The organism is Pseudarthrobacter phenanthrenivorans (assembly GCF_000813845.1).
Taxonomy (GTDB): domain Bacteria; phylum Actinomycetota; class Actinomycetes; order Actinomycetales; family Micrococcaceae; genus Arthrobacter; species Arthrobacter phenanthrenivorans_B.
This window is the reverse complement of record NZ_JWTB01000024.1, coordinates 117,249-142,256: the sequence shown is the minus strand read 5'-3', so window position 1 is coordinate 142,256 and position 25,008 is coordinate 117,249. Positions and strand designations below refer to the sequence as shown.

Sequence of the window (25,008 nt, the reverse complement as noted above, 5' to 3'; positions counted from 1 at the left end):
CGGCCGGAGTGGTTAGAGTGGGAAACATGAGTTCGCCAGCTTCCCGCCCAGTCCCTCCTGCCGCTGCCAGCCTGCTTAACCTGCGCGGCGCCGTCGACCTTTCCTCGCTGAAGCGCCCCGCCACTCCGTCCGGGCCGGCTGCCACCGGTCCTGCCGCCCCCGCCGCGGCCTCCCAGGGGCAGCAGCCGGACACGCCTTCCGGCACCCCCGAGCTCAAGGTCGATGTCACTGAGGCCAACTTCCAGCAGTTGGTGGAACTCTCCGTGCAGGTGCCGGTGGTGTTTGCTCTCTGGGCCCCCTATTCACCGGAGTCCACGAAAATGGTGGAGACCCTGGACCGCGTGGTGGCAAGCTACGGCGGCCGGCTGGTCCTCGGCGCAGCCGATATCGACGCCTTCCCGCAGCTTGCCCAGGCCTTCCAGGTGCAGGCGGTGCCCACCGCCGTCGCTGTCCTCAAAGGCCAGCCCATCCCGCTCTTCCAGGGCGCGGCGGACGAACAGCAGGTGCGCAGCCTCTTCGATGAACTCCTGAAGGTGGCCGCAGCCAATGGCGTGACCGGCAGCCTGGACGCCGGTGCGGACGGCGAACCGGAGCCCGCACCGCTGCCGCCGCTGCACCAGGCCGCATTCGAGGCCATCGAGGCCGGCGACTATGCCGCCGCCGCCGACGCCTACCGCCAGGCCCTGAAGGAAATGCCCTCTGACCACGAGGCGAAGGCCGGGCTGGCGCAGGTGGAGCTGATGGGCCGGCTGCAGGCGGTCTCCGCCCAGGACAGCGAAGCGCTGCGGGCGCAGGCAGCCAACGAGCCGGACAACCTGGACGCGCAGCTCGGGGTTGCTGACCTGGACGTAGCCGGCGGCCACGTGGAGGACGCGCTGAACCGGCTGGTCGCCTTCATTGGCAGGAATTTCGGTCCGGACCGTGAGACCGCACGGGTCCGGCTGCTGGAGCTGTTCGATGTTGTGGGTACCGGCGACGAGCGCGTGGCCAAGGCACGCCAGGCCCTCGCGCGGGTGCTCTTCTAGTGCCGGCCCTGTTCCAGCCCCTGACGCTGCGGTCCATGGAACTGCAGCACCGTGGCTGGGTCTCACCCATGTGCCAGTACAGCTGCGATCCTGACGAAGCCCCCGGAGTCCCCAACGACTGGCACCTGGTGCATCTGGGCGGTTTTGCCGTCGGCGGTGCCGCGATGATCCTCACGGAGGCTGCGGCAGTGAATGCCCAGGGCCGGATCAGTCCCCGCGACGCGGGACTGTACAACGACGAGCAGGCGGCGGCGTGGCAGCGGATCATCTCCTTTGTGCACCGGAATGCGGCCGCGGGCGCCAAGATCGGCGTGCAGCTGGCCCATGCTGGCCGGAAGGCCTCCACTTACTGGCCGTTTTCCGGCCAGCACGGCAGCGTTCCCGCGTCCGACGGCGGCTGGGACACCGTGGGTCCGTCCACCACGGCCTTCGAAGGATATGCGGCACCGGCAGCGATGACGGCCGGGCAGATCGAAGGTGTCATTTCCGATTTCGCCGCTGCCGCCGGGCGTGCCGTGGAGGCCGGCTTTGACACCGTGGAGATCCACGGGGCGCACGGTTACCTCCTGCACCAGTTCCAAAGTCCGCTGATCAACCAGCGCGACGACGAGTGGGGCGGGGACGAATCCGGCCGGAACCGGCTGATGCTGGCCGTGGTGGATGCGGTCCGGGCCGCAATTCCGGATTCCATGCCACTGCTGCTGCGGATCTCGGCCACCGACTGGGCACCGGGCGGCGTGGACCAGGCAGCCTCGGTGCGCCTTGCCCGCGAGGCCGCTGCCCGCGGTGTGGACCTGGTGGATGTTTCCAGCGGCGGGGCGGTGGCCCACCAGCAGATCAAGCCGGGCCTGGGCTACCAGACCGGCTTTTCGGCCGCCATCCGCGAGGAGGCGGGAGTGGCGACCGGGACGGTGGGCCTGGTGACCACGCCCGGGCAGGCGGAGCATGCGGTTGCCACCGGCCAGGCCGACGGTGTCTTCATTGCCCGGGCTGCCCTGCGGGATCCGCACTGGTGGCTGCGCGCCGCGTTCGAACTGGGCTATGACCTGCCCTGGCCGCCCCAGTACGAGCGGGCCATCCCGCGCCGGACCTTCTGACCGGGGAGCGCGGCATGGCACCCCCATCCGGCAGCGGGCAGCAGGGCGGGCTTGGCCGGCAGCTGGAAGCGAAGATCCTGGAGCTCCTGGCCTCGCGGGCACCGACGTCCACCATCTGCCCCTCGGATGCCGCCAGGGCTGTGGGCGGAGACACCTGGCGCGACCTCATGGAGCCGGCGCGCGAAGCCGCCCGGCGGCTGGTCGCCGAGGGGCAGGTCCAGGTTACCCAGGGCGGCTCCGTGGTGGATCCCGCCACCGCAAAGGGCCCGATCCGGATCCGCAGGGCCCGCTAGCACCGGCGCGGGCGCCGGGGGTTCGGGCGTTGTTCAGCCCAGCAGGTCGTCCACGTAGCACCAGCGCCATTCCTCGCCCGGTTCGATGCTCCGCATCACCGGGTGGCCCGTCTCCTTGAAGTGCCGGCTGGCGTGCCTGCCGGCCGAGGAATCGCAGCAGCCAACGTTTCCGCACGCGAGGCACATGCGCAGGTGGACAGGGGTTGTTCCCTCCCGCTCGCAGCCGTCGCAGGACGGACCATCCGGGACGGGCGACGGCATGGCGGCCGTCAGGTGGTCACAGACGCCGCCCGGCTGGGACAACCCCTCACCCCCGCCGCCCTCCTCCGCAGACTCGAGTTCGTGGAGCGATGCATCGAGCATGGACTCCTCGACATCCAGCCGCTCCAGGACCTCGCTGAGCACTTCATGGGCGAAGTCACCGCCGCGCCTGAGCTCCAGGACCTTGTCCCGTTCAGCCTCCAGCATCGCCATCCGCAGCTGGGCGTAGCGCTGGCTGGGGGTGGCCGCTTCGGCGGAGGACCTGCCCAGGCGCTCCCATGCCGCCAGCCCCCGCTCCTGGGTCCGCCGCCGGAGCATGTCCATGACCTCGGGCGGGTCGCTTTCGCGCCGCAATTGCTCCAGCCGCTCCATCCCGGCCGCGGTGGCCAGCTGCATCAGCGAGGCCTGGTTCAGGGCATCCTCCCGCCTGTCCGGTCCGGGGAGACCCAGCGCCCGGACCAGCGCGGGCAGCGTGAAGCCCTGCAGCACCAGTGTTCCGGCCACCACCACCATGGCGGCCAGGACCAGTACGTCACGGTGCTCCAGGTCGCCGGGCAAGGTCAGGACCGCGGCCAGGGTGACCACCCCGCGCATGCCTGCCCAGGACACGATGGCGGGGAACTGCCAGGGCGGTGCCGGGTCCGCCCGCTGAACGGAAGGAATCAGGCGGGGCAGGTACGTCGCCGGAAAGACCCACACGGGGCGCAGCAGCAGCACCGCCAGCAGGATAACGGCGCAGCCGAGCCATACCCGGCCCGCACCCAGCGAATCGTCCTGGACGCTGTCGATGATGGTCCGAACCTGCAGGCCAATGAGGAGGAACACCGCGTTCTCCAGCAGGAACTGCACGGTGTCCCAGTTGCTCCGGGCGCTTTGCCGGGCGGCGCCGTTGGGCATCGACGGCGCCTTGGTGCCCATCACCAGGCCGGTCACGACGACGGCGAGCACACCGGACGCGTGGATGGCCTCGGCGGGGAGGAACGCGACGAAAGGCGCCATCAGCGACGTTGAGGTGTTGATGGCGACGTTGCTGATCCGTTTCCTGATTTCGGTCAGGACGTACGCCACGGCGAGGCCCACCGCCAGGCCGCCGCCCGCTGCCACGACGAAGCCGCCCGCCACATCCAGCGCTGACACCGAACCGGCGATGGCCGCCACGGCGGCCCGAAGGCACACCAGCGCGGTGGCGTCATTGACCAGCGACTCGCCTTCCAGGATGTTCACGATCCGCCGCGGCATGCCCACCTTCCGTGCGATGGCCGTGGCCGCCACCGCATCCGGGGGTGCCACCACCGCGCCCAGGGCGAAGGCGGCGGCCAGCGGGATTTCCGGGAACAGCCACCACACCACCAGCCCCACTGCCAGCGTGCCGAAAATGACGTAGCCCACGGACAGCAACGCTATGGAGCGGCGGTTGGTCTTGAAGTCGAACAGCGAAGTGCGGAAAGCCGCCGCGTACAGCAGCGGCGGCAGCAGGCCCACGAGCACCAGTTCCGGGTTCAGCTCCACCTGCGGAATAAACGGCAGGAAGGAACCGGCCACCCCGGCCAGGACCAGGAGCAGTGGGACCGGGATATTCAGTTTGCGCCCCGCGGCGCTGCCGGCGCACACCACAGCAACGATCACCAGCAGGCCCAACGCGATGTCCATGAGGTTAGTCTCGCACTCCGCAGCGGATGCTCTGCGGACTAGGCTGGCATCATGACTGCTCCGCTTCCTGACCAGGCACCGAATCCCGCGCCTGTACCCGCACTTTCCATGCGTGGCCTGGCGAAACGGTTCGGGGGAAAAATCGCGGTGGACGGCCTCAGCCTGGAGGTGCCGGCGGGTTCGTTCTTCGGAATCGTGGGACCCAACGGCGCGGGCAAGACCACCACGCTGTCCATGGCCACGGGCCTCCTGCGGCCGGACTTCGGCACGGCAGTGGTGCATGGCGTGGATGTCTGGCAGCACCCGTTGGAAGCCAAGCGGCTCATGGGGATCCTGCCGGACGGCGTCCGCCTCTTTGACCGATTGACCGGGGAGCAGCTGATCACCTATGCCGGGCTGCTGCGCGGCATGGACAAGGCAGTGGTGGCCGCGCGGGTGGGCGAGCTGCTGGCCGCCATGGACCTCACGCAGGACGCGGGGACGCTGGTGGTGGACTACTCCGCCGGTATGACCAAGAAGATCGCCCTGGCGTCCGCCCTGATCCACGCGCCACGGCTGCTGGTCCTGGACGAGCCGTTCGAAGCCGTGGACCCGGTATCGGCCGCGAACATCCGCTCCATCCTGGACCGTTACGTGGATTCGGGCGGAACCGTCATCGTCTCCAGCCACGTGATGGACCTGGTGCAGCGGATGTGCGACCACGTTGCCGTGGTGGCCCGCGGCCGGCTGCTGGCGGCCGGCACAGTGGACGAGGTGCGCGCCGGGGCCTCCCTGGAGGACCGGTTCGTGCAGCTGGTCGGAGGCCACAGCCATACGGAAGGGCTGGAATGGTTGCGCACCTTCTAAGGCTGAAGCTCACGCTGCTGCGCAACGGCCTGCGGCGCAGCCCCTGGCAGCTGGTGGGCATGGCCATCGCCGGGCTGTACGCCCTGGGGGTGGTGGCCACCTTGGTCCTTGCCCTTGTCCTGCTGCGCAGCGCGGGCAGTGAGGCCGCGCACACGGCAATTGTCCTGGGCGGTTCCGCCGCCCTGCTGGGCTGGGGCGTGGTGCCGGTGGTGGCGTCGGCCACGGACATGACCCTCGATCCCGCACGCTTCACGACCTTCGCGATCCCCATGAAGCAAATGCTCACCGGTCTTGCCCTGGCCGGGCTGATCGGAATCCCCGGCCTGGCCACCGTCCTGGTGGGCCTGTCAACGGTGGTGACCTGGTCCCGCGGTCTGCTCCCCGCGCTCGCCGCCCTGCTGGGTGCCTGCCTGGGCATCATGACCTGCGTCGTCCTGGCCAAGGTGGTCACCACGGCGACGGCGAGCCTGGCCGCATCCCGGCGCTTCAAGGACGTCAGCGCCATCGCCTTCATGGTGCCCCTGGTCCTGCTGGGCCCCATCGTGGCATCGGTTGGCCGCGGCATCACGGCCTCGGCCGGGTTCCTGCCCGGGTTCGCCCGGACACTGTCCTGGACTCCGCTCGGCGCGCCCTGGGCACTCGGCGGCGACGTCGCCTCGGGCCGGCCCTTGGAGGCCGTGGCGAAGCTGCTGCTCTCCATGGCGGTCCTCGCCGTCCTGGCCTGGTGCTGGAAGCTGCTGCTCGAGCGGGCGCTGGTCACGCCGCCCTACGCCGGCGCCGGGAAGCGCCGCGGCGGCAGGCTTGGCTTGTTCGGCGTCCTGCCGGCCAGTCCCACAGGTGCAGTGATGGCAAGGTCCCTGACGTACTGGGTGCGTGACCCGCGGTACTCGGGTTCGCTGGTGGTGATCCCGCTGCTGCCGGTGGTGCTGGCGTTCCAGGGAACGCAGACCGGCAGCTACGGCAGCCTGGCCTTCCTCGCCCCGATTGCGGCCTTCATCCTGGCCTGGTCCATCTCGGCCGACGTCTCCTATGACAACACCGCGTTTGCGCTGCACCTGGCCACCGGGGTCCGCGGAGCGGCGGACCGGCTGGGACGGGCCCTGGCGTGCATGACCTTCGCCCTTCCCGTGGTCCTGGTGTTCTCCGTCGGGTATGCCGCCTTCACCCGTGACTGGGCTGCGCTGCCGGGCCACCTGGGGTTCAGCCTGGGGATCCTCTTCAGCGGGCTGGGCCTGTCCTCGGTGGTGTCGGCCCGGTACACGGTCACAGTGCCGCTGCCGGGCGACAGCCCGTTCAAGAAACCGCCGGGCAACGTGGGGCAGACCCTGGCCGTGCAGTTCGTGGGAATGCTGGTCCTGCTGGTCCTGGTGCTGCCCGAGGCAGCGCTGCTGGTGGCACAGGCCGTCACGGGCAGTGCCCTCTTCGGCTGGCTCAACCTCGCCGCGGGAACGGTCCTTGGCCTGGGCCTGTTCCTCGCAGGGGTGAGGCTGGGCGGCAAGTGGCTCGATGCGCGGGGCCCCGAACTCCTGGCGCAGGTAACCGTCAACCGCTGACCGCTCCAGGGAAGGGACAATATGGAAATCGTGATCCTCGGCGGCAACCGGCAGATCGGGCGGCTGGCTGCCGACGCCATCGAGCAGCTGGTCCGGCGCAAGCCCGGCGCCGTCCTGGGCCTTGCCACCGGGTCTTCTCCGCTGCCCGTCTACGACGAGTTGGCGGCCCGCCATGAACAGGGCCTGGACTTCAGCCGGGCCTCCGCGTTCGCGCTGGACGAGTACGTTGGCCTGCCGGCCGGCCATCCGCAGTCCTACCGCGAGGTGGTGCGCCGGGAGTTCACCGACCGGCTGAACATCCCGCCGGAAAACGTGCATGGCCCCGACGGCGCCGCCGCGGACATCCCCGCGGCCTGTGAAGCCTACGAGCAGGCCATCGCCGCGGCAGGCGGGGTGGACCTGCAGCTGCTCGGCGTCGGAACCGACGGGCATATCGGGTTCAATGAACCGGGCTCGTCCTTCGCGTCCCGGACCAGGATCAAGAGCCTGGTCGAACAGACACGCCGGGACAACGCGAGGTTCTTCACCCGCCTCGCGGAGGTGCCGCACCACGTCATCACCCAGGGCCTGGGCACCATCATGGCGGCGCGGCATGTCATCCTGCTGGCCACCGGGGCGCAAAAGGCGCAGGCGGTCCGCGACTTCGTGGAAGGGCCCGTGGCGGCCATCTGTCCCGCTTCCGTGCTGCAGTTCCATCCGCACGCCACGGTCCTGCTGGACGAAGCCGCGGCGTCGGCCCTCAAACTGGCGGACTTCTACCGCCACACCTATGAGAACAAGCCCGCCTGGCAGGGCCTGTAACACCGTTCCGCAGGTGCCGGCAGGGTGCCCGGAAAAGTACGACGGCGGCCGGTGCCGGACCCCGGCACGGGCGTGCCGCCGTCGAACGCGCCGCCGGTGGAAAGGCTAAGATGGATGCCATGACTAGCATGACGGACCCTCTCGAGAACGACCCGATGCGCGAGCTTTCCGGGGCTGGAACGTCCACGGCCACCATTGAGCGCGAGGAACTGCGCCAGGAAGTGGAACCCGGGGACCGGGAGCGCTTCTCGCACTATGTGCGGAAGGAAAAGATCATGGAGTCCGCACTGACCGGGGAACCGGTCATTGCGCTGTGCGGCAAAGTCTGGACCCCGGGGCGGGACCCGCAGAAGTTCCCGGTCTGCCCCACCTGCAAGGAGGTCTACGAAGGCCTCCGGCCGGGCAATGACGGCGGCAATGGTCCCGGAGGGGACTCGGGCAGCAACAAGTAGTGACGGAGACGCTCTTTGGCGGCCCCACCCTGCCTCCGGCCTACCCGGAACGCGCAGCCTGGGGAACCGCCCCGAAACTCCGTGCCTGGCAGCAGGAAGCCCTTGACCTCTACCTGCAGAACAGCCCCCGCGACTTCCTCGCGGTGGCAACCCCGGGTGCCGGCAAGACCACCTTCGCGCTGCGGATCGCCTCCACACTGATCGATTCGGGCGCCGTGAACCGCGTGACCATCGTCGCGCCGACGGACCACCTGAAACGCCAGTGGGCCGACGCCGCCGCCAGGGTTGGCATTGCCATCGATCCCAATTTCAAGAACTCCGACGGCCAGCACGGCCGGGGGTTCATCGGGGTCGCCGTGACCTACGCTCAGGTGGCCAGCAAGCCCCTGCTCCACCGCGCCAAGACCGAGGCCGCGCGCACCCTGGTGATCCTCGATGAGATCCACCACGGCGGCGAAGCCCTGTCCTGGGGTGACGGACTGCGCGAGGCGTTCGATCCGGCTGTACGGCGGCTCTCCCTCACCGGAACGCCGTTCCGTTCCGACACCTCGCCCATCCCGTTCGTGGAATACGCGGAGGACCGGGACGGCATCCGGCGGTCCAAGGCCGACTACACCTACGGCTACGGCAACGCCCTGCGGGACCACGTGGTCCGTCCCGTGATGTTCATGGCGTACTCCGGCCAGATGCGCTGGCGCACCAGCGCGGGCGAGGAGATGGCGGCGTCCCTGGGCGAGGCCGCGGTCACCAAGGACATCACCAGCCATGCCTGGCGCACCGCCCTGAATCCGGCGGGGGAGTGGATCCCCGCGGTCCTGGCGGGCGCGGACAAGCGGCTCAGCGAGGTCCGCCGCACCGTCCCCGACGCCGGCGGCCTGGTCATCGCCACCGACCATGAGGATGCCCGCGCCTACGCCGGCCAGCTCAAACGGATCACCGGAGAGTCGCCCACCGTCATCCTGTCCGATGACGCCAAGGCGTCGAGCAAGATCGAGGAATTCTCGGCGGGCGACAAGCGCTGGATGGTGGCCGTCCGCATGGTGTCCGAAGGCGTGGACGTCCCCCGCCTGTCCGTCGGCGTCTATGCCACCTCAACCTCTACGCCGCTCTTCTTCGCCCAGGCCGTGGGACGCTTCGTGCGTGCCCGCAAGCGGGGCGAGACCGCGTCCGTCTTCCTGCCCTCCGTGCCGCAGCTGATGGCCTTGGCCAACTCCATGGAAATGGAGCGGGACCATGCCCTGGACCGGCCGGAGAAGGAAGACGGCGACGGCCTGTTCAACCCGGAAGACTCGCTGATGGAGGAGGCCAACCGCGAGGAGAAGGCCTCCGACAGCCTCACCAAGGGCAAATTCGAGGCACTGGATTCGCAGGCTTCCTTCGACCGGGTCCTGTTTGACGGCGGCGAGTTCGGCACCGGCGGCGAAGTGGGGTCCGACGACGAAATGGACTTCCTGGGCATCCCCGGCCTGCTGGACGCGGAACAGGTGGGAACGCTGCTGCGCCAGCGCCAGCACGAGCAGCTGAACCGGAAGAACCGGAAGAAGCCCGCGGCGGCGGAAAGCCAGGTCCCGGCTGTGCCCGATCACCGGATGCTGATGGACCTCCGCAACGAACTGGCCAAGAACGTCGCGGCGTGGGCTGCGCGGACTGGCACGCCCCACGGCGTGGTCCATACCAAGCTGCGCACCGTCTGCGGCGGGCCGCCCGTGGCACAGGCCAACGAGGAGCAGCTGCAAGCACGGCTGCGCAAGCTCCAGGACTGGTTCATCGGCCGCAAATAGCGGTCAGGCGATGTCAGCTCCGCCAAGCTCCATCTCGGCTACGGCGTCTTCGAGGTCCTCCGCAATGCCTGCGGTCAGCGACCGCACCACGGTGACGCCGTAGCCGGCCTGGACGGCGTCGAGCGCGGTGGCCTTCACGCAGTAGTCCGTGGCAAGCCCCACCACCACCACGTCCTCCACGTCGTGGCTCTGCAGCCAGTCGTCGAGGCCGATGGCATCCCCGTCAGGGTCCGTCATGTCCATGCTGCCCGGCATCCCGCCGGCCTGGCGTTCCCCGGTGGGGACGGCGTCTTCCGGGGCCAGCAGGCCTTCGAACCCCGAGTAGGCGGCGGCGTACTGGCCCTTCCGGAAATAGGCGTCGATGTACTCGGTGTCCAGGTCCGGGTGGAGTTCGGCCCCGCGCGTGCCCGCGACGCAGTGCGGCGGCCAGCTGTCCTTGTAATCGGGCGAGTCGGAGAAGTGGCTGCCGGGCTCGATGTGCCAGTCCTGGGTGGCCACCACGTAGTCGAATTCGCTGTTGTGCGCGTCCAGGTATTCGCTGATGGCACCGGCCACCGCCGCGCCGCCGGTGACGGCGAGCGAGCCGCCTTCACAGAAGTCGTTCTGGACGTCCACAATAATCAAGGCGCGGGACATCAGTTCTCCTCGTAGATGGTGGGGATCGCGGCCTCGCCGCGCTGCAGGCGGTTCACCACCGGGGGCAGTTCCCGCATGGAGTCCGCGTGGCGCTGCCGCGCACGGAGCACGCCCTCATGCCCGGTCCAGCCCGGCAGCAGTTCGCCGTTCTTCATGAACTGCTGCAGCAGCGGCCGGTCGTTGCCGTCGTCCTCCGGCCGGTGCCCCACGCCCACCACCTCTGCGGTGGCGGTGCCCCGTTCGTCCAGTTTCCGCAGCGCGTATTTCCGGCCGCCCACGCTGGCCTTGTTCTTGGCGGCCTTGGCGACGGACACGAAATTCCCGTTGTCGCCGGTCCGGCTGACCAGCTTGTACACCATGCTGGCGGTGGGGGCGCCGGAACCGGTCACCAGGGACGTCCCCACGCCGTAGGAGTCAACAGGGGCTGACTGGAGCGCCGCGATGGCGTACTCGTCCAGGTCGGAGGTGACCACGATCTTGGTGTGTTCGTTGCCCAGGTCGTCCAGCAGCCGGCGGACCCACTGCGCCTGGGCCACCAGGTCGCCCGAGTCCAGGCGGACGGCGCCAAGCCGCGGCCCTGCCAGGTCCACGGCCGTGCGGACGGCCTTTTCGACGTCGTACGTGTCCACCAGCAGGGACGTGCCGTCGCCGAGCGAGGCAATCTGTGCCTCGAAGGCCTCACGCTCGGAGTCGTGCAGCAGCGTGAACGAGTGGGCGGCAGTGCCCACGGTCTTCACGCCGTAGCGGATGCCCGCTTCAAGGTTGGAGGTGCTGTCGAAACCGGCGATGATGGCCGCCCGCGCGGAGGCGGTGGCGGCCTCCTCGTGCGTGCGGCGCGAGCCCATTTCGATGCAGGGCCGGCCGCCCGCTGCGCTGACCATGCGGGAGGCCGCGGAAGCGATGGCGGTGTCGTGGTTGAGCACGGACAGCAGGTAGGTTTCCAGCATGCAGGCCTCGGCGAACGAGGCCTCCACGATCAGGATGGGGGAGTTGGGGAAGTACGCTTCGCCCTCGGCGTAGCCCCAGATGTCGCCGGTGAACCTGTAGGTGGCCAGGTAGTCGAGGGTCTCCCGGTTGACCACCCGGGTGCGCTCCAGGAACGCCAGTTCAGCCTCGCCGAAACGGAAATTCGCGATGCCTTCCAGGAGGCGTCCCGTGCCGGCCACGATGCCGTAGCGCCGGCCGTCGGGCAGCCGCCGCGCAAACGCCTCGAACACCGACCTGCGGTGCGCCGCCCCGGAATGGAGGGACGCCTGCAGCATGGTCAGCTCGTAGTGGTCGGTGTAAAAGGACGTGCGGGGATGGTCCCAGCCGGCTGAGGTGCTCACGAAAGTCACTCTAATCCCCACCGGCTCCCAAGTCTCGCTCCGCTTCGCCGTGGGGCCCTAGCCGGTGTGGGCCCACCTACCGCTCCCATAGCTCGCTCCGCTTCGCCTTGGGGCCCTCGCCGGTGTGGGCCCAACCCCCACATAGAATGGACAGATGACCATAAGCGTTGCGCCCGGCCCTGCTACGCAGGAGGGCACCCGGACCGGCACAGCAGAGTCCACCGACTCGCTGACCGCGCCGGACATCCCCTGGAACCTGGTGATCTGGAATGATCCCGTCAATCTCATGAGCTACGTCAGCTATGTCTTCCAGAGCTACTTCGGCTATTCGGAGAGCAAGGCGAACAAGCTGATGATGGAGGTCCACAGGAAGGGCCGGTCCATCGTGGCCTCGGGCAGCAAGGAACAGGTGGAACGCCACGCCGTTGCCATGCACGGATTCGGCCTCTGGGCCACCGTGGAGAAGGCCAGCGGCGGTTCCGGCGGCAAGGCAGGCAAGTCCGGTGGCCCGGGCCAGGGTAAGGGGAAGCGTGGCTAAGGCATTCAAATACGGACTCAAGGGCATCACCGGCTACCTTGAACCCACCGAACGGGACCTGCTGCGCAGCCTGATCGACGACGTCATCTCCATGCTGCAACCCGAGGACCGCACCGGGCAGGACCCGCTGGCGGCGCTGATCGGCCTCGACATGGATGTGGCGGAACCGACGGACCGCGCCGTTAAGCGGCTGCTCCCCAACGTGGTGAAGGACGACGGCGCCGCGTCCCTTGAGTTCCGCCAGCTCACCGAGCGGTCGCTGCGGGAAACGAAGATCGGCGCACTGCGGGCAGCCGCGCTGGACTTGGACAAGGACGAGATCGTGCTGACGCCCGAAGGGGCCAAGCACTGGTCCATGGCGTTGAACGATGTGCGCCTGGTCCTGGCCGAGCGGCTGGACATCCGGGACGAGGCCGACGCCGAGCATGTCCACCGCATGCAGGACTGGTCCCAGGCCGAGGACGTGGAAAGCTACCTCGCGCTGGTCTACAACTTCACCACCTGGCTGCAGGAGTCCCTGGTGCAGGCCATGCTGCAGTCGATGGAATCCCGCCGGTGAGGCCCGGCGGCCAGGGGGAGGCCGTCCAGTGTGACGCAGCAGACACGAGTTGCTGGACACAAGATCATGGCTGACGCTTCCGGGAACACCTATCCTCGAATAATCATGACTACAGTCCCGAGCACGGAACCACCGGCAGAAACACAGCCCGCGCCCGACGGCAGCGGACTTCCGGCCGCGGCTCCCGAAAACCGTCCCATCGGCGTCTTCGACTCCGGTGTCGGCGGGCTTACCGTGGCCCGCTCCATCATCGACCAGCTTCCCAACGAGTCCATCCTCTACGTCGGGGACACCGCCCACGGCCCCTACGGGCCCCTCCCCATCGCCGAGGTGCGCGCCAACGCCCTTGGCGTCATGGACGAACTTGTGGACTCCGGTGTCAAGCTGCTCACCATCGCCTGCAACTCGGCGTCGGCCGCTGTTTTGCGGGACGCCCGGGAGCGGTACACCGCCAAGTACGGCATCCCGGTCATCGAGGTCATCCAACCCGCGGTGCGGCGCGCCGTCGCCGCCACCCGGTCGGGAAAAGTGGGCGTCATCGGCACGTCCGCCACCGTAGGGTCGCGTGCCTATGAGGACACGTTCGCCGCGGCTCCGGACCTGGACATCACCTCGGTGGCGTGTCCGGAGTTCGTCAGCTACGTGGAGGCCGGGGTCACCACGGGCCCGGCCCTGCTGGCGGTCGCGGAGGAATACCTGGCGCCGCTGAAGTCCGCCGGGGTGGACACCGTGGTCCTGGGCTGCACCCACTATCCGCTGCTGACGGGCGTCATCTCCTATGTCATGGGCGCCGACGTCACGCTGGTGTCCAGCGCCGAGGAGACGGCCAAGGACGTCTACCGCGCCCTGGCCACCCACAACCTGCAGCGCACCTCGACGCTCCCGCCCGAGCACCATTTCGTGGCCACCGGCGACGCCCGGCAGTTCGAGGTGCTGGCCCGGCGGTTCCTGGGCCCCGAGGTGCTCTCCGTCCGCCACGTGGACCACGTCGCCGCCCAGTACCCCACGGGCAGCCTGGCCCGCATCACCCCTGAAATGATCGCTGCCGCGCAAAGCGCGCAGGACCGGCCGCGGATTTCCAACTTCGTGGGCGGCGGGCTCGCCGGCGCCCGTCCCGCAGGACCGGCCCTGTGAAGCTGACCATCGTCGGATGCACGGGCTCCTTCCCGGGGCCCGGCTCCCCGGCGTCCTGCTACCTCCTGACCGCCACCGACGGTGACAGGACCTGGAAGGTGGTGATGGACCTCGGCAGCGGGGCACTGGGGGCCATCCAGCGCTACACGGACCTGGAGGACATCGACGCGATCTTCCTCACGCACCTTCATCCCGACCACTGCATGGACCTGTGCGGGCTGCACGTCGCCATCCGCTGGAAGCCCGGGGGTTGGGGCCGTGGGCGGATTCCGGTGTGGGGGCCGGCCGCCACCGCCGACCGGATGGCCACCGCCTACGGGCTGCCCCTGGACCCGGGCATGCACGAAGAATTCGACTTCACCAACTGGACCGAGCGGGAATCCGTGACAGTGGGCCCGTTCACGGTCACCCCGTTCGCCGTCAACCACCCCATCGAGGAGGCTTACGCCCTCCGGGTCGAGGTGGTCGAGCCCGGCAAGGACGGCACCCCGGTGTCCCGGGTCCTGACCTACTCCGGCGATACCGATTCCTGTGCCGGGCTGGAGGAAGCGGCCAAGGATGCCGACCTGTTCCTGTGCGAGGCTGCCTTCGAGGAAGGCAGGGACGATGGCATCAACGACGTCCACCTGACGGGCAAGAGGGCCGGGGAGGCTGCCGCCGCGGCCGGGGCCCGCCGGCTCCTGCTGACCCATATCCCCGTGTGGACCTCCCAGACCACGGTCATGGCAGAAGCGCGGCCCGTGTTCCCGGGCGACGTCGCGGTTGCCGTGGCCGGGGTGCACTACACCATCTAGGCGGACCGCGCCCGGCGTCTGCCGCACCGGCACTCGATAAGCTAAAGGCATGACATCTGAAGCAACTGCAGTGCCCATCGTGCGTGCCGACGGCCGCGCCCCCGACCAGCTCCGGCCCATCAGCATCACCCGCGGATGGTCCAACCAGGCTGAAGGCTCGGCGCTGATCGAGTTCGGCAACACCAGGGTGCTGTGCACGGCCTCCCTGACCGCCGGCGTCCCACGCTGGCTCAAGGGCGAAGGCCGCGGCTGGGTGACCGCCGAATATGCCATGCTGCCGAGGGCCACGAACACCCGGTCCGACCGCGAGTCCGTGAAGGGCAAGATCGGCGGCCGCACGCATGAAATTTCCAGGCTGATCGGGCGCTCGCTGCGATCCATCATCGACACCAAGGCCTTGGGCGAAAACACCATCGTGCTGGACTGCGACGTGCTCCAGGCGGACGGCGGCACCCGCACGGCGGCCATCACCGGCGCCTACGTGGCGCTGGCGGACTCCATCCGGTTTGCCCGCGACAACAAACTCATTGCCAGGAACGCCCAGCCCCTCCTGGACACCATCGCGGCCGTGTCCGTGGGCATCATCGATGGCGTCCCCATGCTGGACCTGCCGTACGTGGAGGACGTCCGGGCGGAAACGGACATGAATGTGGTGGTCACCGGTTCCGGCAAGTTCGTCGAGGTCCAGGGCACGGCGGAGGGCGCCCCGTTCGACCGGGACGAGCTGAACCAGCTCCTTGACCTGGCCCTGCTGGGCACCTCGGAGCTGGCCGCCATCCAGCGCGAAACCCTGGCGGACACCCTGTGAGCAGCCCCGCTCCACGGCTGGTGCTGGCCACCCACAACAAGGGCAAACTCCGCGAGCTGCGCGAACTGCTGCGCGGGCAGGTGCCGGGGCTCGACGTCGATACGCAGGTGGTGGACGCGGCGGCGGCGGGTGCGCCGGACGTCGTCGAAACAGGCGTGACCTTCGCGGAGAATTCGCTGCTGAAGGCACGCGCGGTTGCCGCTGCCACCGGCCTGGTGGCCATCGCCGACGACTCGGGACTCGCCGTGGACGTCATGGGCGGAGCCCCCGGGATCTTCTCTGCCCGCTGGTCAGGACGGCACGGGGACGATGCCGCCAACCTTGAACTGCTGCTGAACCAGCTGTCCGACGTTCCGGACGAACACCGCGGTGCCGCGTTCGTGTGCGCCGCCGCCCTGGCCATGCCGGACGGTGCGGACGGCCCGGGCCGCGAAGTGGTGGAGTACGGCCAGCTGGAGGGAATCCTGCTGCGCGAGCCGCGCGGCGCCGGAGGGTTTGGCTACGACCCGGTCCTGCAGCCCGCCGGCGAGGACCGCAGCTGCGCCGAGCTCTCGGCTGAGGAAAAGAACGCCATCAGCCACCGCGGCAAGGCCTTCCGGGCACTGCTGCCCTCGATTGTGGCGGCGCTGGAGGCAGCCGGCTAGGAGGACCAGCGAAAAAGGTGCGCACCCGCAGGGTGCGCACCTTTTTTGGTGGATCCAGGGACAGCCGCAGCTATTCGGGCCGGCTGCCCGGGATGTTGCGGTGGGTCTTGCGTTCCGCTTGCGGCTCGTGCTCCTCGATGTACTCATCGACGGCGTCCGTGCCGTAGGCCTGCGCCTGGCGCTTGGCGGCCAGGCCGCGCAGGATCTCGATACCGATGGGGATCACCGAGACCAGCACGATGGCGATGAAGATAATGTCCAGGTTGTCGCGGACCCACGGAACCTTGTCGCCCAGCAGGTAGCCGAGCAGGGTCACGCCGCCGCCCCACAGCAGGGCGCCGATGACGTTGTAAAGGAAGAACTTCCTCCTGCTCATCTGCGCCACGCCGACGATCACCGGGACGAACGTGCGGATGATGGGCACGAAGCGGGCCAGGATCAGGGCCTTGCCGCCGTGCTTCTCAAAGAAGGCATGCGCATTCTCCACGTTTTCCCGCTTGAAAAGCCGGGAATTGGGCTTGTTGAAGATGGCAGGGCCGGCCTTGGAGCCGATGAGGTAGCCGGTCTGGTTGCCGATGATGGCCGAGACCGCGACCAGCAGGGCCAGGAGCCAGATATTGAACTTGATGGTGTCCGTGGCCACCAGCAGGCCCGCTGTGAACAGCATGGAGTCGCCGGGAAGGAAGAAACCCACCAGCAGGCCCGTTTCGGCGAAGACGATCCCGCACACCAGCAGGACCACCCAGGGGGCGAGGGCGGGATCGGCCAGGAAGACCTGGGGGTTCAGCCAGTCAGGCAGGAACGAGGCCATTTTCGGCTGCACCGGTCCCGCACCGCCCAGCATGGACACAGCGAGGTCACTCATCACAGGAAAGTTCACTCCTCAAGGGTACTTGACAGGCCTGCGGGACCTCCGGCGGTAAGGTAGGGGCCGTGGGTTTGGACTTTACGGCGATCGACTTCGAAACGGCCAACGGCTTCCGCGGCTCTCCGTGCTCGGTGGGGCTGACGAAGGTGAGGGGCGGGAAAGTGGTCGGGGAGGCCTCCTGGCTGATGCGCCCGCCAGCCGGCTACGACCATTTTGACTACCACAACGTCCGCATCCACGGCATCACCGCAGCCGATGTTGCCAACGCCCCCCGCTTCGGCGAGCTGTTCCCGGAAATCGGAGCCTTCATCGGTGACGACGTGCTGGCGGCCCACAATGCCGCGTTCGACCTGGGCGTGATCCGCTCGGCACTTGAGGTGTCTGGCCTGCCCGGTCCGGCCTATGACTACGTCTGCACCGTGATGCTGTCACGCCGCTGCTACTCGCTTGTCTCCAATTCGCTGCCGTTCGCCGCCGAGGAAGCCGGCGTACCGTTGGTCAACCACCACGACGCCGCCGAGGACGCCCGTGCCTGCGCCGGGATCCTGGTCGACATCGCCGGGCGCAACGGCGCCAACAGCCTCGCCGAACTCTACCTGTCGCTCGGCCTGGCCATGCCGCGCCAGCAGGCGTTCGATCCCGCCACCGGCGACCTCTCGAAGCCCAGCCTGGCGGCCCTCGCCGGGGCATCCGGCAACGGCGCCGCCCTGGTCCAACGGTTCCAGTCCGGCTGGCCGGAGGAAGGGGCGAACCCGGAGCCCGACCTGGATGCCGAGCCGGGCCACCCGCTCTACGCGCAGACGGTGGTGTTCACCGGACAGCTCTCCATCGACCGTCCGGAAGCGAAGCGGCGCTCGGCCCGCTGCGGGGCACGGACGGAAAGCCGCGTCACCGGCCGCACCACCGTGCTGGTGGTGGGGGACGGGTTCGTCGCCTCCGACCTCCGGTCCGGACGGCTCACCGGCAAGGCCCGGCGTGTGCTGGAACTGCATGAGCGGGGACAGGCCATCGAAGTGCTCTCCGAGGGTGAGTTCCTGCAGATGGTGGGCGGCAGGGACATGCCGCACGGGCCGCAGGCCGCCGCAACGGAGACGCGGGACGGCGCCTGCACGGCTGCCGTCAGTGCCTGACCGTCAGTGCCTTACTGACGTGCAGGGCCGTTCGGATATGACCGCGCCGGGGGGACGTTGCCGGAGGCTGCAGCACCATCAGCCTTCCCCGGTAGTGACCTTCACCAACTGATCCGCCATGCCCCGGACCACCTCCGGCCCCTCCAGGGCCGCAAGCCACTCCGCCGGCAGTCCGGCCTCCCCGTACAGGGCTCCCAGGATGTTTCCGGCCAGCGAACCGGTGGTGCCGCTGGCGGCGCCGAGGTTCACGGCCAACGCCACGGCGTCCCGGAAGTGCCGGTCCGGCTCCGTTTCTCCACCGGCAGCCGGTGCCGTGGACAGGACGGCGTAAAGCGCGACGGCGAGGGCTTCCTCAGCCAGCCTTCCCTCACCCAGGGCCTGGACGGGTTCTTCGGGGCCTGGCTCCTGCTTGCCTGGGTCCCGCTTGTCAGCGAGCCGCAGAGCCGCTTCAAGCCTCTGGGGGAGTTCGGGGGCCACATCCGGAAGGGCGGCTGCATGGGCGGTGACAGCGGCAGCCGCGTCCGCCAGGGCCGCGCCGGACACCAGGCGGTGGATCAGGAGGCTGAAGATCCCGGCACTCTGCCTGGCGGACGGATGGCCGTGGGTCAGGGAGGCGGCATCGGAACTCAACTTGTAGACGGCGTCGGACGCAATATGCGGAACGAGTCCGAACGGCGCGGAGCGCATCACCGTGCCAACGCCTTTCGCGCCCGGGTTCACCGGGCGGACGGACGTGCCCATTTCGCCGCCGGCGAGGCCGGAAATGCACTCCTGCTCCGGATGCCGCCGCTGCCGGAGCACCTCCTGGCCGTCGATCCAGCGGGGCTGGGGCATGGGCGCGGACGGCCCGGCGTCTTCGCCCTGGGAAGCCAGCCACCGAAGGTAGGCGAGCCAGAGGCAGGCGTTCACATCGGCGCCCACACCGGAGTTTGCCCATTCCAGGGCCTCCACCAGGCCGTCCACGGTGTAGAGGGTCAGCTGGGTGTCGTCGGAGAAGCGGGCCGGCCCGGATGGGTCGCCGAAAACACCCAGGCCTCCCGGCTCTCCCGGGCCGGAGCGTCCGCGGGCGCCGGGGGCCGCGCCGGCTTCCACGGAATAGCCCAGCGCATCCCCCAGGGCGCCACCCAGGAGGCAGCCGTGGATACGGGACGCGAGGGTGGGTGCGGGAATGCCGTGCTCGGAGCTCATGGAGTAAATTTACCGTCCGCCGCAGCCCGCTCCGGACTCAACGCCAAAGCCGACGCCGAACCCAGGGCCGCGACCAACCCTGTGCCCTGTTCCCGGCCATGCCGGCGCCGGAAGCCACGCCCGCGGCCTGGCCTGCCGTCCAGCAAACGTACAGCCTCCGCTGGCATACTGCTCGGGTTGCCCGGTGCCGGTACCACCGGCCGGCGGCAGTCCCGCAAGCACCAGATTCCCAGACGCAAAGGTCCCATTATGAGCACCCCTGTCTCCGCCCGCGACGCACTGGAGCCCGGCACCACGGCCGCCGGGCACGGCGCTCTGCTGCCCCGCCTGGTGGCCGAGGCCTTTGGCAGCCTCTTCCTGGCGGTGGCCGGACTCGGCGTGCCGCTCTTCAGCATTCCGCAATCCAGCCCCGTGCCGGCGGCGCTGGCTGCCGGACTTGCCATTACCGCCGCGATGCTCGCCTTTGGGCACGTCTCCGGCGGACACTTCAACCCGGCCATAACCCTGGGGCACCTGCTGGCCGGCAGGATCCGGGCCGGCGCGGCGGCAGCGTACACGGCGGCCCAGGTGGTGGGGGCCCTGGTGGGCGCGCTTGCCCTGTTTGGAGTCCTCCGCACGCTGCCCGGTATTGCGGACAGCCGCACGGCTTTCGACACGGTGGCCGCCGGCTTCGGCGAGCACTCCATCATCCAGGCGCCGCTGGCCGCGGTCGTGCTGCTGGAACTGTTGGGGGCTGCGATCATCGTGGCGGTCTTCCTTGGCGCTGCGGGCCGTGGCGACGGCAACCGGACCGTGCCGGCCATCGCCGTCGGCCTGTCCTTCGCGGCGCTCCTGCAGCTGGGCCAGTCAGTGGGAAACCTGCCCTTCAACCCCGCACGTGCGGTTGCTTCCGCCGTGTTCAGCTCCGGCTGGGCAGTGGAGCAACTATGGGTCTTCCTGGTGGCGCCGCTGGCCGGTGGCGCCATTGCTGGTCTCGCGTTCCGGATCACCGCGGGCGCGGGGTCGGCAGCCACTGCCGGTGACGGTTTCGACGCCGGCAGTGCGAAACCGGGAGCGGCAGACGGTGACGTTGTGGACCGCGAAGAAGGGGACAGCGAAGGGGCAGAGGCATCTTCCGCCGGCAGCAGCCGCCCGGACGTTGCCATGCCCGCGGCGTCCACCTCCGGCACGCCGGCCCGCGGGGACGGAAGCCGCAGCGTCAGCGAGGCCCAGGAATTCTTCGACGGCAAACGGTCCTGACCGCTGCGCCACGCGGCGCTTTCCGGGACTGTCAGTGGTTGCCGATAGCTTAGGGATATGCGGTTACTTCACACTTCCGACTGGCACCTTGGCCGTTCCTTCCACGGGGTAGGCATGCTGGATGCCCAGCGGGCCTTCATCGACCAGTTGGTGGCGGCCGTCGAGCGGGACAATGTTGACGTCGTCCTGATCGCCGGTGACGTCTACGACCGGGCGCTGCCTGGCGTGGATGTGGTGCACCTGCTCGATGACGCCCTCGTCAGGCTGACCGGCACGGGTGCCCAAGTGGTGCTGACCAGTGGAAACCATGACTCCGCCATCCGGCTGGGTTTCGCGGCGCGGCTGCTGGAGCGGGGCGGCGTGCACCTCCGCACCAAGGTGGAGGAGCTGCACCACCCGCTGCTTCTGCCGCTGGGACCGGATCAGGGCGGGAAGGAAGCAGTCCTGGCGGTCTACGGCATCCCGTGGCTTGAACCGCGGCTTGTCGCAGACCAGCTGGGCACGGACACGGCAAGCCACTTCGAGGTGACCCGCGCCGCTGCCGCCCGAATCAGGGCGGACATCGCGCAGCGCGCGGAATCCGCCACGGTACAGTCCGTGGTCCTCGCCCACACTTTCGCCAGCGGAGGCATCAGTTCGGACAGCGAGCGGGACCTCAGCATCGGCGGCGTCGGCGCGGTTCCGCTGGATCTGTTCGACGGCTTCAGCTACACGGCGCTGGGCCATCTGCACGGCCGCCAGACACTCTCCCCTTCAGTCAGGTATTCGGGATCGCCCGTGGCTTACTCCTTCTCGGAAGCGACCCACCAGAAGGGTGGCTGGCTGGTGGACATTGGAGCGGACGGCGTCACCTCCGTTACCGAGGTTCATTGGGAGGCGCCACGTTCCCTGGCCGTGCTGCGCGGAACGCTGGCGGACCTCCTGCAGGATCCATCCCACGAATGGGCCCAAACCGCCTACTGCCAGGTCACGCTGACCGACGCCCAGCGGCCTGCCCGTGCCATGGAGCGGCTCCGTGCCAGGTTCCCGGACACCCTGGTCCTCGCCTTCGATCCGCAGGGTGCGGCCGCTACAGCGCAGGCAAGCTACAGCACCAGGCTGGCAAGCGCCCCGGATGACCTCGCCGTGTGCTGCGGCTTCCTGGAGCACGCCCGGGGACGGGCCGCGGACCAGGCCGAAAAGGCTGCGCTCGCAGCCGCCCTGGACAACGTCAGGCTGCTGGAGGCATCACGGTGAGGATCCACCATCTCCGGATAACAGCGTTTGGGCCCTTCGCCGGAACCGAGGACATCGACTTCGACCGGCTGAGCGCCCACGGCCTGTTCCTGCTGAACGGTCCCACCGGCGCCGGCAAGACCAGCGTTTTGGACGCCATCTGCTTTGCCCTCTACGGCTCCGTGCCCGGTGCCCGTCAGGACGGCAAACGGCTGCGCAGCGACCATGCCGAACCCGGGCAGGAGCCAGCGGTCACGTGTGAATTCTCCGCCCAGGGCCGCCGGTTCGAGGTCACCCGCTCCCCGGCCTGGGAGAAGCCCAGTGCCCGGGGGAAGAACGGCTTCACGGTCCAGCAGGCCAAGACGCTGCTCCGCGAACGGACAGGCGGAGCCTGGGTGGAGAAGTCTGCCCGCAACGATGAGGCGGGCGCGGAGATCATGGCCCTCCTGGGCATGGACCGCGAACAGTTCACCCGGGTGGTGATGCTTCCGCAGGGGGACTTTGCTGCCTTCCTTCGCTCCAAGGCGGCCGACCGGCTGGACCTGCTGCAGAAACTCTTCGGGACCCAGCGGTTCGAGGCGCTGGAACAGGAACTCGCGCGGCAGGCTGCGGCCGCCCGCGAGGACGTCGCTGCCCTGTCCGCGCAACTCGGCGTCCTCGCCTCGCGTGCTGAAGCCGAAGCCGCTCCGCTTGAACTTCCCGACGACGGGGCCCCGCCGGCGGCCGACATTCCCGGACGCCTTGAATGGCTCCAGGACGCGGTTTCCCGCCGGCTGGCGGAGCTCACGGACAGTGCCGCGGCTGCGGACGCGGAAAGCCAGGACCGCCGCAGGGAGGCGGACCGGGAGGCGGCGCGGCATGAGCGCCACCGCAAACTCCAGGCAGCCGCCGCACGCCAAAGGGCCGTTGAAGAACGCGCCCCGGAGCTGCAGGAGCTCTCATCCCGGCTCGCCCGGCACCGGCAAGCGGAGGTCCTGCAGGGGCAGCTGCGGGCTGTGGACGCCGCCGGCGCCAAAGTTCACAGCGCCGAAGCCGCCGCCGAATCTGCCCTGACGTTACTCCGCCTGGCCGCAGGGGACGGCGGAGAACTGGCCCAGCTCGGACTGGAGGAGCCCCCCGCAGCCGCTGCCGCCGCAGCGCGGGCGTTCCCCGGGGAAGCAGACTCGTCCGCCGGAATTATGCCCGGAGCTGCCGGGGAACTGGGACGCCTGCGCTCGCTGCTGGCCGTCGTCGAGGCCCGCATCCCGGACGAAGACAAGCTCCAGGACCTGCGGAAGAGGCATCGCGGCCTCGCTGCCAGGCAGGACGGGCTTCAGCGGACGGTGGAGGAACTGGCCGACCGTCCGGCGCAGCTGCAGGCGGAACGCGAAGAGCTGACCCACGGCATGGACCGGCTGGAGGCCCGTTCCGTGGAGGCGGCCCTGCGCCGCAAGGAAGCCTCAGCGGCAGCGGAACTGTTGGATGTGGTCAGGCGGCACGGGACGGCGCTCACGGCCAGGGACCGGGTCAAGGCCCGCCATGGCGACTCGCGGGACGGGCTGTTGGAAGCAAAACGCCGTTGGCTCGACCTGCGGGAGGACCGGCTCGCCAATGCGGCATCGGAGCTGGCTGCCAAGCTGGTTGCCGGGGAACCCTGCCCCGTCTGCGGCAGTGGGGAGCATCCCGGCCCGGCCGACGCAGGCGGGAATGGCCCTGGTCTGGCCCAGGAGGAGGAACAAGCCCACAGCGCGTACGAGGCTGCCGAGGCAGCGCATGCCCAGGTTGCCCTGGAGCTCTCACAGGCGGAGCAGGAGGTGGCGGTCCTCGCCGGACAGGGTGGGACAACACCCCTGGACGACGCCCGGGCCGGTGCGGACGCTGCGCTTGAGGCAGCGGAGGACGCCGAGCGGGCGGCTGCGGAGCTGCTGGACAGGCGCCGGCGGCTGGAGGCCGTTGACGCCGGCATCGTGCAGGCGCGGGCAGCGCTCTCCGAGGCCGAGGCGGAACTCTCCCAAACCACGGCGTCCCTGGCCGAGGTCGCCGGGCAGGCAGCGTCACTGGACAGCGCCCTCTCCGGCCTGCGCGGCAACCACAGCAGCCTGAACCGCCGGCTGAAGGCTCTTGAAGATGCCGCAGCGGTACTGGCCAAGGCCGTGGACGCCCAGGCAAAACTGGACACCGCACGGGTGCAGGCTGCGGAGGCCCGTGAGCACCTGGACCAGGCACTGCCTGCTGCCGGCTTCGCCACCGCCGGCGAGGTCCGCGCCCAGCTCCTGGACGCCGCCGGGGCCGCCGCCGCGGAAGCCGCGATCAGGGCGGCCCAGGACGAAGCCGCCCGCGTGGCCGGATTGTTCGAGTCCGAGGACATTGTGCTGGCACAGGCCGAGGCCGCCGACGGCTTCCCCGCGGACGAGGAACGGCTGGCAGCGCTGGCCGCCGCGGCCTCCGCAGCCCAGGCCGGCGCCCGTGAGGCGGACCTGGCCGCGGGCATGGCCAGCCGCTGCCTGGCGTCGCTGACCTCCCTCGCCGCCGAATACGGGGCCCTGGTCCGTTCCTCCCGGGAGCCGGCGGAGCGCGCCCAGGTGCTGACCGGCCTGGCTGACGCCGCGGCCGGCCGGGGTGAAAACACCTACCGGATGAGCCTGAACAGCTACGTCCTGGCTGCCCGGCTGGAGCAGGTGGCCCTTGCCGCATCCGAACGGTTGGTGGCCATGAGCGACGGACGGTACTTGCTCCAGCACACTGACGCCAAGGCAGCCCGCGGCGCCAAGTCAGGCCTGGGGCTTGAAGTCGTGGACCAGTGGACAGGCTTCCGCCGCGACACCTCCACCCTGTCGGGCGGCGAGTCTTTCATGGCATCGCTCTCGCTCGCCCTGGGACTGGCGGACGTTGTGCAGCAGGAGGCGGGCGGAGTGGAGATCGAGACGCTCTTCGTCGACGAGGGATTTGGCAGCCTGGACGAACAGTCCCTGGAACAGGTCATGGATGCCCTTGAAGGCCTTCGCGACGGTGGCCGGGTCGTGGGGCTGGTCAGCCACGTCGCCGAGATGAAACAGCGGATCGGTACGCAACTGCAGGTCCTCAAGAACCGTAACGGCTCCACGCTGCGGATCTCGGAGAGCCTGGACACCCTCCTCTGAGCCGGACCGATATAATCCAAAGTGTTACCGGGTTGCGCGCATCGGGAGG

The 25,008-nt window shown here is 69.4% G+C and carries 23 protein-coding genes; 18 read left to right on the top strand and 5 right to left on the bottom strand.

Translation table 11 applies throughout. The features are described from left to right. The first annotated feature begins 26 nt into the window (after nt 1-26). From RM50_RS13210 to RM50_RS13200, 3 genes are read left to right on the top strand one after another with little or no spacing between them, the layout of a single operon-like run. Complete coding sequence (locus RM50_RS13210; protein ID WP_043453573.1) at nt 27-1,025, top strand: tetratricopeptide repeat protein; 999 nt, start codon at nt 27-29, stop codon at nt 1,023-1,025. Continuing rightward, entirely contained in the window at nt 1,025-2,122 is a 1,098-nt protein-coding gene (locus tag RM50_RS13205) for an NADH:flavin oxidoreductase/NADH oxidase (protein WP_043453381.1), read from the top strand. The genes RM50_RS13210 and RM50_RS13205 overlap by 1 nt, the downstream gene beginning before the upstream one ends. Nucleotides 2,123-2,136: 14 nt before the next feature. Continuing rightward, entirely contained in the window at nt 2,137-2,415 is a 279-nt protein-coding gene (locus tag RM50_RS13200; protein ID WP_043453379.1) for a DUF3253 domain-containing protein, read from the top strand. A 33-nt stretch (nt 2,416-2,448) separates the two neighbouring features. Here the strand turns inward: RM50_RS13200 and RM50_RS13195 are convergent, their stop codons facing one another. Then, nucleotides 2,449-4,326: a Na+/H+ antiporter gene (locus RM50_RS13195; protein ID WP_043453376.1), complete on the bottom strand. Its 1,878-nt coding sequence runs from the start codon at nt 4,324-4,326 to the stop codon at nt 2,449-2,451. A 51-nt stretch (nt 4,327-4,377) separates the two neighbouring features. Between RM50_RS13195 and RM50_RS13190 the strand changes: the two genes are divergently transcribed. From RM50_RS13190 to RM50_RS13170, 5 genes are all read left to right on the top strand, one after another. Next, on the top strand, nt 4,378-5,172 hold the full coding sequence (locus RM50_RS13190; protein WP_043453373.1) for an ABC transporter ATP-binding protein: 795 nt from the start codon (nt 4,378-4,380) through the stop codon (nt 5,170-5,172). Beyond that, entirely contained in the window at nt 5,154-6,725 is a 1,572-nt protein-coding gene (locus tag RM50_RS13185; protein WP_043453371.1) for a hypothetical protein, read from the top strand. Before RM50_RS13190 ends, RM50_RS13185 begins: the two co-directional genes overlap by 19 nt. A gap of 21 nt (nt 6,726-6,746) precedes the next feature. Then, on the top strand, nt 6,747-7,526 hold the full coding sequence (nagB, locus tag RM50_RS13180; RefSeq protein WP_043453367.1) for a glucosamine-6-phosphate deaminase: 780 nt from the start codon (nt 6,747-6,749) through the stop codon (nt 7,524-7,526). A 119-nt stretch (nt 7,527-7,645) separates the two neighbouring features. Continuing rightward, complete coding sequence (locus RM50_RS13175; RefSeq protein WP_430929410.1) at nt 7,646-7,978, top strand: DUF3039 domain-containing protein; 333 nt, start codon at nt 7,646-7,648, stop codon at nt 7,976-7,978. Continuing rightward, nucleotides 7,978-9,759, top strand: a complete 1,782-nt coding sequence (locus RM50_RS13170; RefSeq protein WP_043453362.1) for a DEAD/DEAH box helicase — start codon at nt 7,978-7,980, stop codon at nt 9,757-9,759. The genes RM50_RS13175 and RM50_RS13170 overlap by 1 nt, the downstream gene beginning before the upstream one ends. 3 nt (nt 9,760-9,762) lie before the next feature. Here the strand turns inward: RM50_RS13170 and RM50_RS13165 are convergent, their stop codons facing one another. Then, entirely contained in the window at nt 9,763-10,395 is a 633-nt protein-coding gene (locus RM50_RS13165; RefSeq protein ID WP_043453360.1) for an isochorismatase family protein, read from the bottom strand. Further along, nucleotides 10,395-11,723 (bottom strand): nicotinate phosphoribosyltransferase, encoded by a 1,329-nt coding sequence (locus tag RM50_RS13160; RefSeq protein WP_043453570.1) that lies wholly within the window; start codon nt 11,721-11,723, stop codon nt 10,395-10,397. Before RM50_RS13160 ends, RM50_RS13165 begins: the two co-directional genes overlap by 1 nt. Nucleotides 11,724-11,877: 154 nt before the next feature. Here RM50_RS13160 and clpS point away from each other — a divergent pair, with 154 nt between their 5' ends. From clpS to rdgB, 6 genes are all read left to right on the top strand, one after another. Then, the gene (gene clpS, locus RM50_RS13155; protein WP_043453357.1) at nt 11,878-12,261 is read left to right on the top strand and encodes an ATP-dependent Clp protease adapter ClpS; all 384 of its coding nucleotides are present in this window, start codon (nt 11,878-11,880) and stop codon (nt 12,259-12,261) included. Next, the gene (locus tag RM50_RS13150) at nt 12,254-12,820 is read left to right on the top strand and encodes a DUF2017 domain-containing protein (RefSeq protein WP_043453355.1); all 567 of its coding nucleotides are present in this window, start codon (nt 12,254-12,256) and stop codon (nt 12,818-12,820) included. Before clpS ends, RM50_RS13150 begins: the two co-directional genes overlap by 8 nt. A gap of 105 nt (nt 12,821-12,925) precedes the next feature. Then, the gene (gene murI / locus RM50_RS13145) at nt 12,926-13,954 is read left to right on the top strand and encodes a glutamate racemase (protein ID WP_052260217.1); all 1,029 of its coding nucleotides are present in this window, start codon (nt 12,926-12,928) and stop codon (nt 13,952-13,954) included. Continuing rightward, the gene (locus tag RM50_RS13140; RefSeq protein WP_043453349.1) at nt 13,951-14,748 is read left to right on the top strand and encodes an MBL fold metallo-hydrolase; all 798 of its coding nucleotides are present in this window, start codon (nt 13,951-13,953) and stop codon (nt 14,746-14,748) included. Before murI ends, RM50_RS13140 begins: the two co-directional genes overlap by 4 nt. A 49-nt stretch (nt 14,749-14,797) precedes the next feature. Further along, nucleotides 14,798-15,556 carry a ribonuclease PH gene (gene rph / locus RM50_RS13135; protein WP_043453347.1) on the top strand — a complete coding sequence of 253 codons (759 nt, stop codon included), beginning with the start codon at nt 14,798-14,800 and terminating at the stop codon, nt 15,554-15,556. Continuing rightward, the gene (gene rdgB, locus RM50_RS13130) at nt 15,553-16,200 is read left to right on the top strand and encodes an RdgB/HAM1 family non-canonical purine NTP pyrophosphatase (protein WP_043453345.1); all 648 of its coding nucleotides are present in this window, start codon (nt 15,553-15,555) and stop codon (nt 16,198-16,200) included. Before rph ends, rdgB begins: the two co-directional genes overlap by 4 nt. A gap of 70 nt (nt 16,201-16,270) precedes the next feature. Here the strand turns inward: rdgB and RM50_RS13125 are convergent, their stop codons facing one another. Next, entirely contained in the window at nt 16,271-17,065 is a 795-nt protein-coding gene (locus RM50_RS13125) for a DedA family protein (RefSeq protein WP_043453342.1), read from the bottom strand. Between the two features lie 68 nt (nt 17,066-17,133). Here RM50_RS13125 and RM50_RS13120 point away from each other — a divergent pair, with 68 nt between their 5' ends. Then, the gene (locus RM50_RS13120; RefSeq protein ID WP_043453340.1) at nt 17,134-18,198 is read left to right on the top strand and encodes an exonuclease domain-containing protein; all 1,065 of its coding nucleotides are present in this window, start codon (nt 17,134-17,136) and stop codon (nt 18,196-18,198) included. 78 nt (nt 18,199-18,276) lie between these two features. Here the strand turns inward: RM50_RS13120 and RM50_RS13115 are convergent, their stop codons facing one another. Next, a complete protein-coding gene (locus tag RM50_RS13115) occupies nt 18,277-19,386 on the bottom strand; it encodes an ADP-ribosylglycohydrolase family protein (protein ID WP_043453337.1) in 1,110 nt (369 codons plus the stop codon). A 249-nt stretch (nt 19,387-19,635) separates the two neighbouring features. Between RM50_RS13115 and RM50_RS13110 the strand changes: the two genes are divergently transcribed. The 3 genes from RM50_RS13110 to RM50_RS13100 are packed head-to-tail and all read left to right on the top strand — an operon-like array spanning nt 19,636 to nt 24,959. After that, nucleotides 19,636-20,625, top strand: coding sequence for an MIP/aquaporin family protein (locus RM50_RS13110; RefSeq protein ID WP_043453335.1), 990 nt, complete (start codon nt 19,636-19,638; stop codon nt 20,623-20,625). Between the two features lie 57 nt (nt 20,626-20,682). Then, complete coding sequence (locus tag RM50_RS13105; protein ID WP_043453332.1) at nt 20,683-21,861, top strand: exonuclease SbcCD subunit D; 1,179 nt, start codon at nt 20,683-20,685, stop codon at nt 21,859-21,861. Next, nucleotides 21,858-24,959 (top strand): AAA family ATPase, encoded by a 3,102-nt coding sequence (locus RM50_RS13100; protein WP_043453329.1) that lies wholly within the window; start codon nt 21,858-21,860, stop codon nt 24,957-24,959. Before RM50_RS13105 ends, RM50_RS13100 begins: the two co-directional genes overlap by 4 nt. Nucleotides 24,960-25,008: the final 49 nt, after the last annotated feature.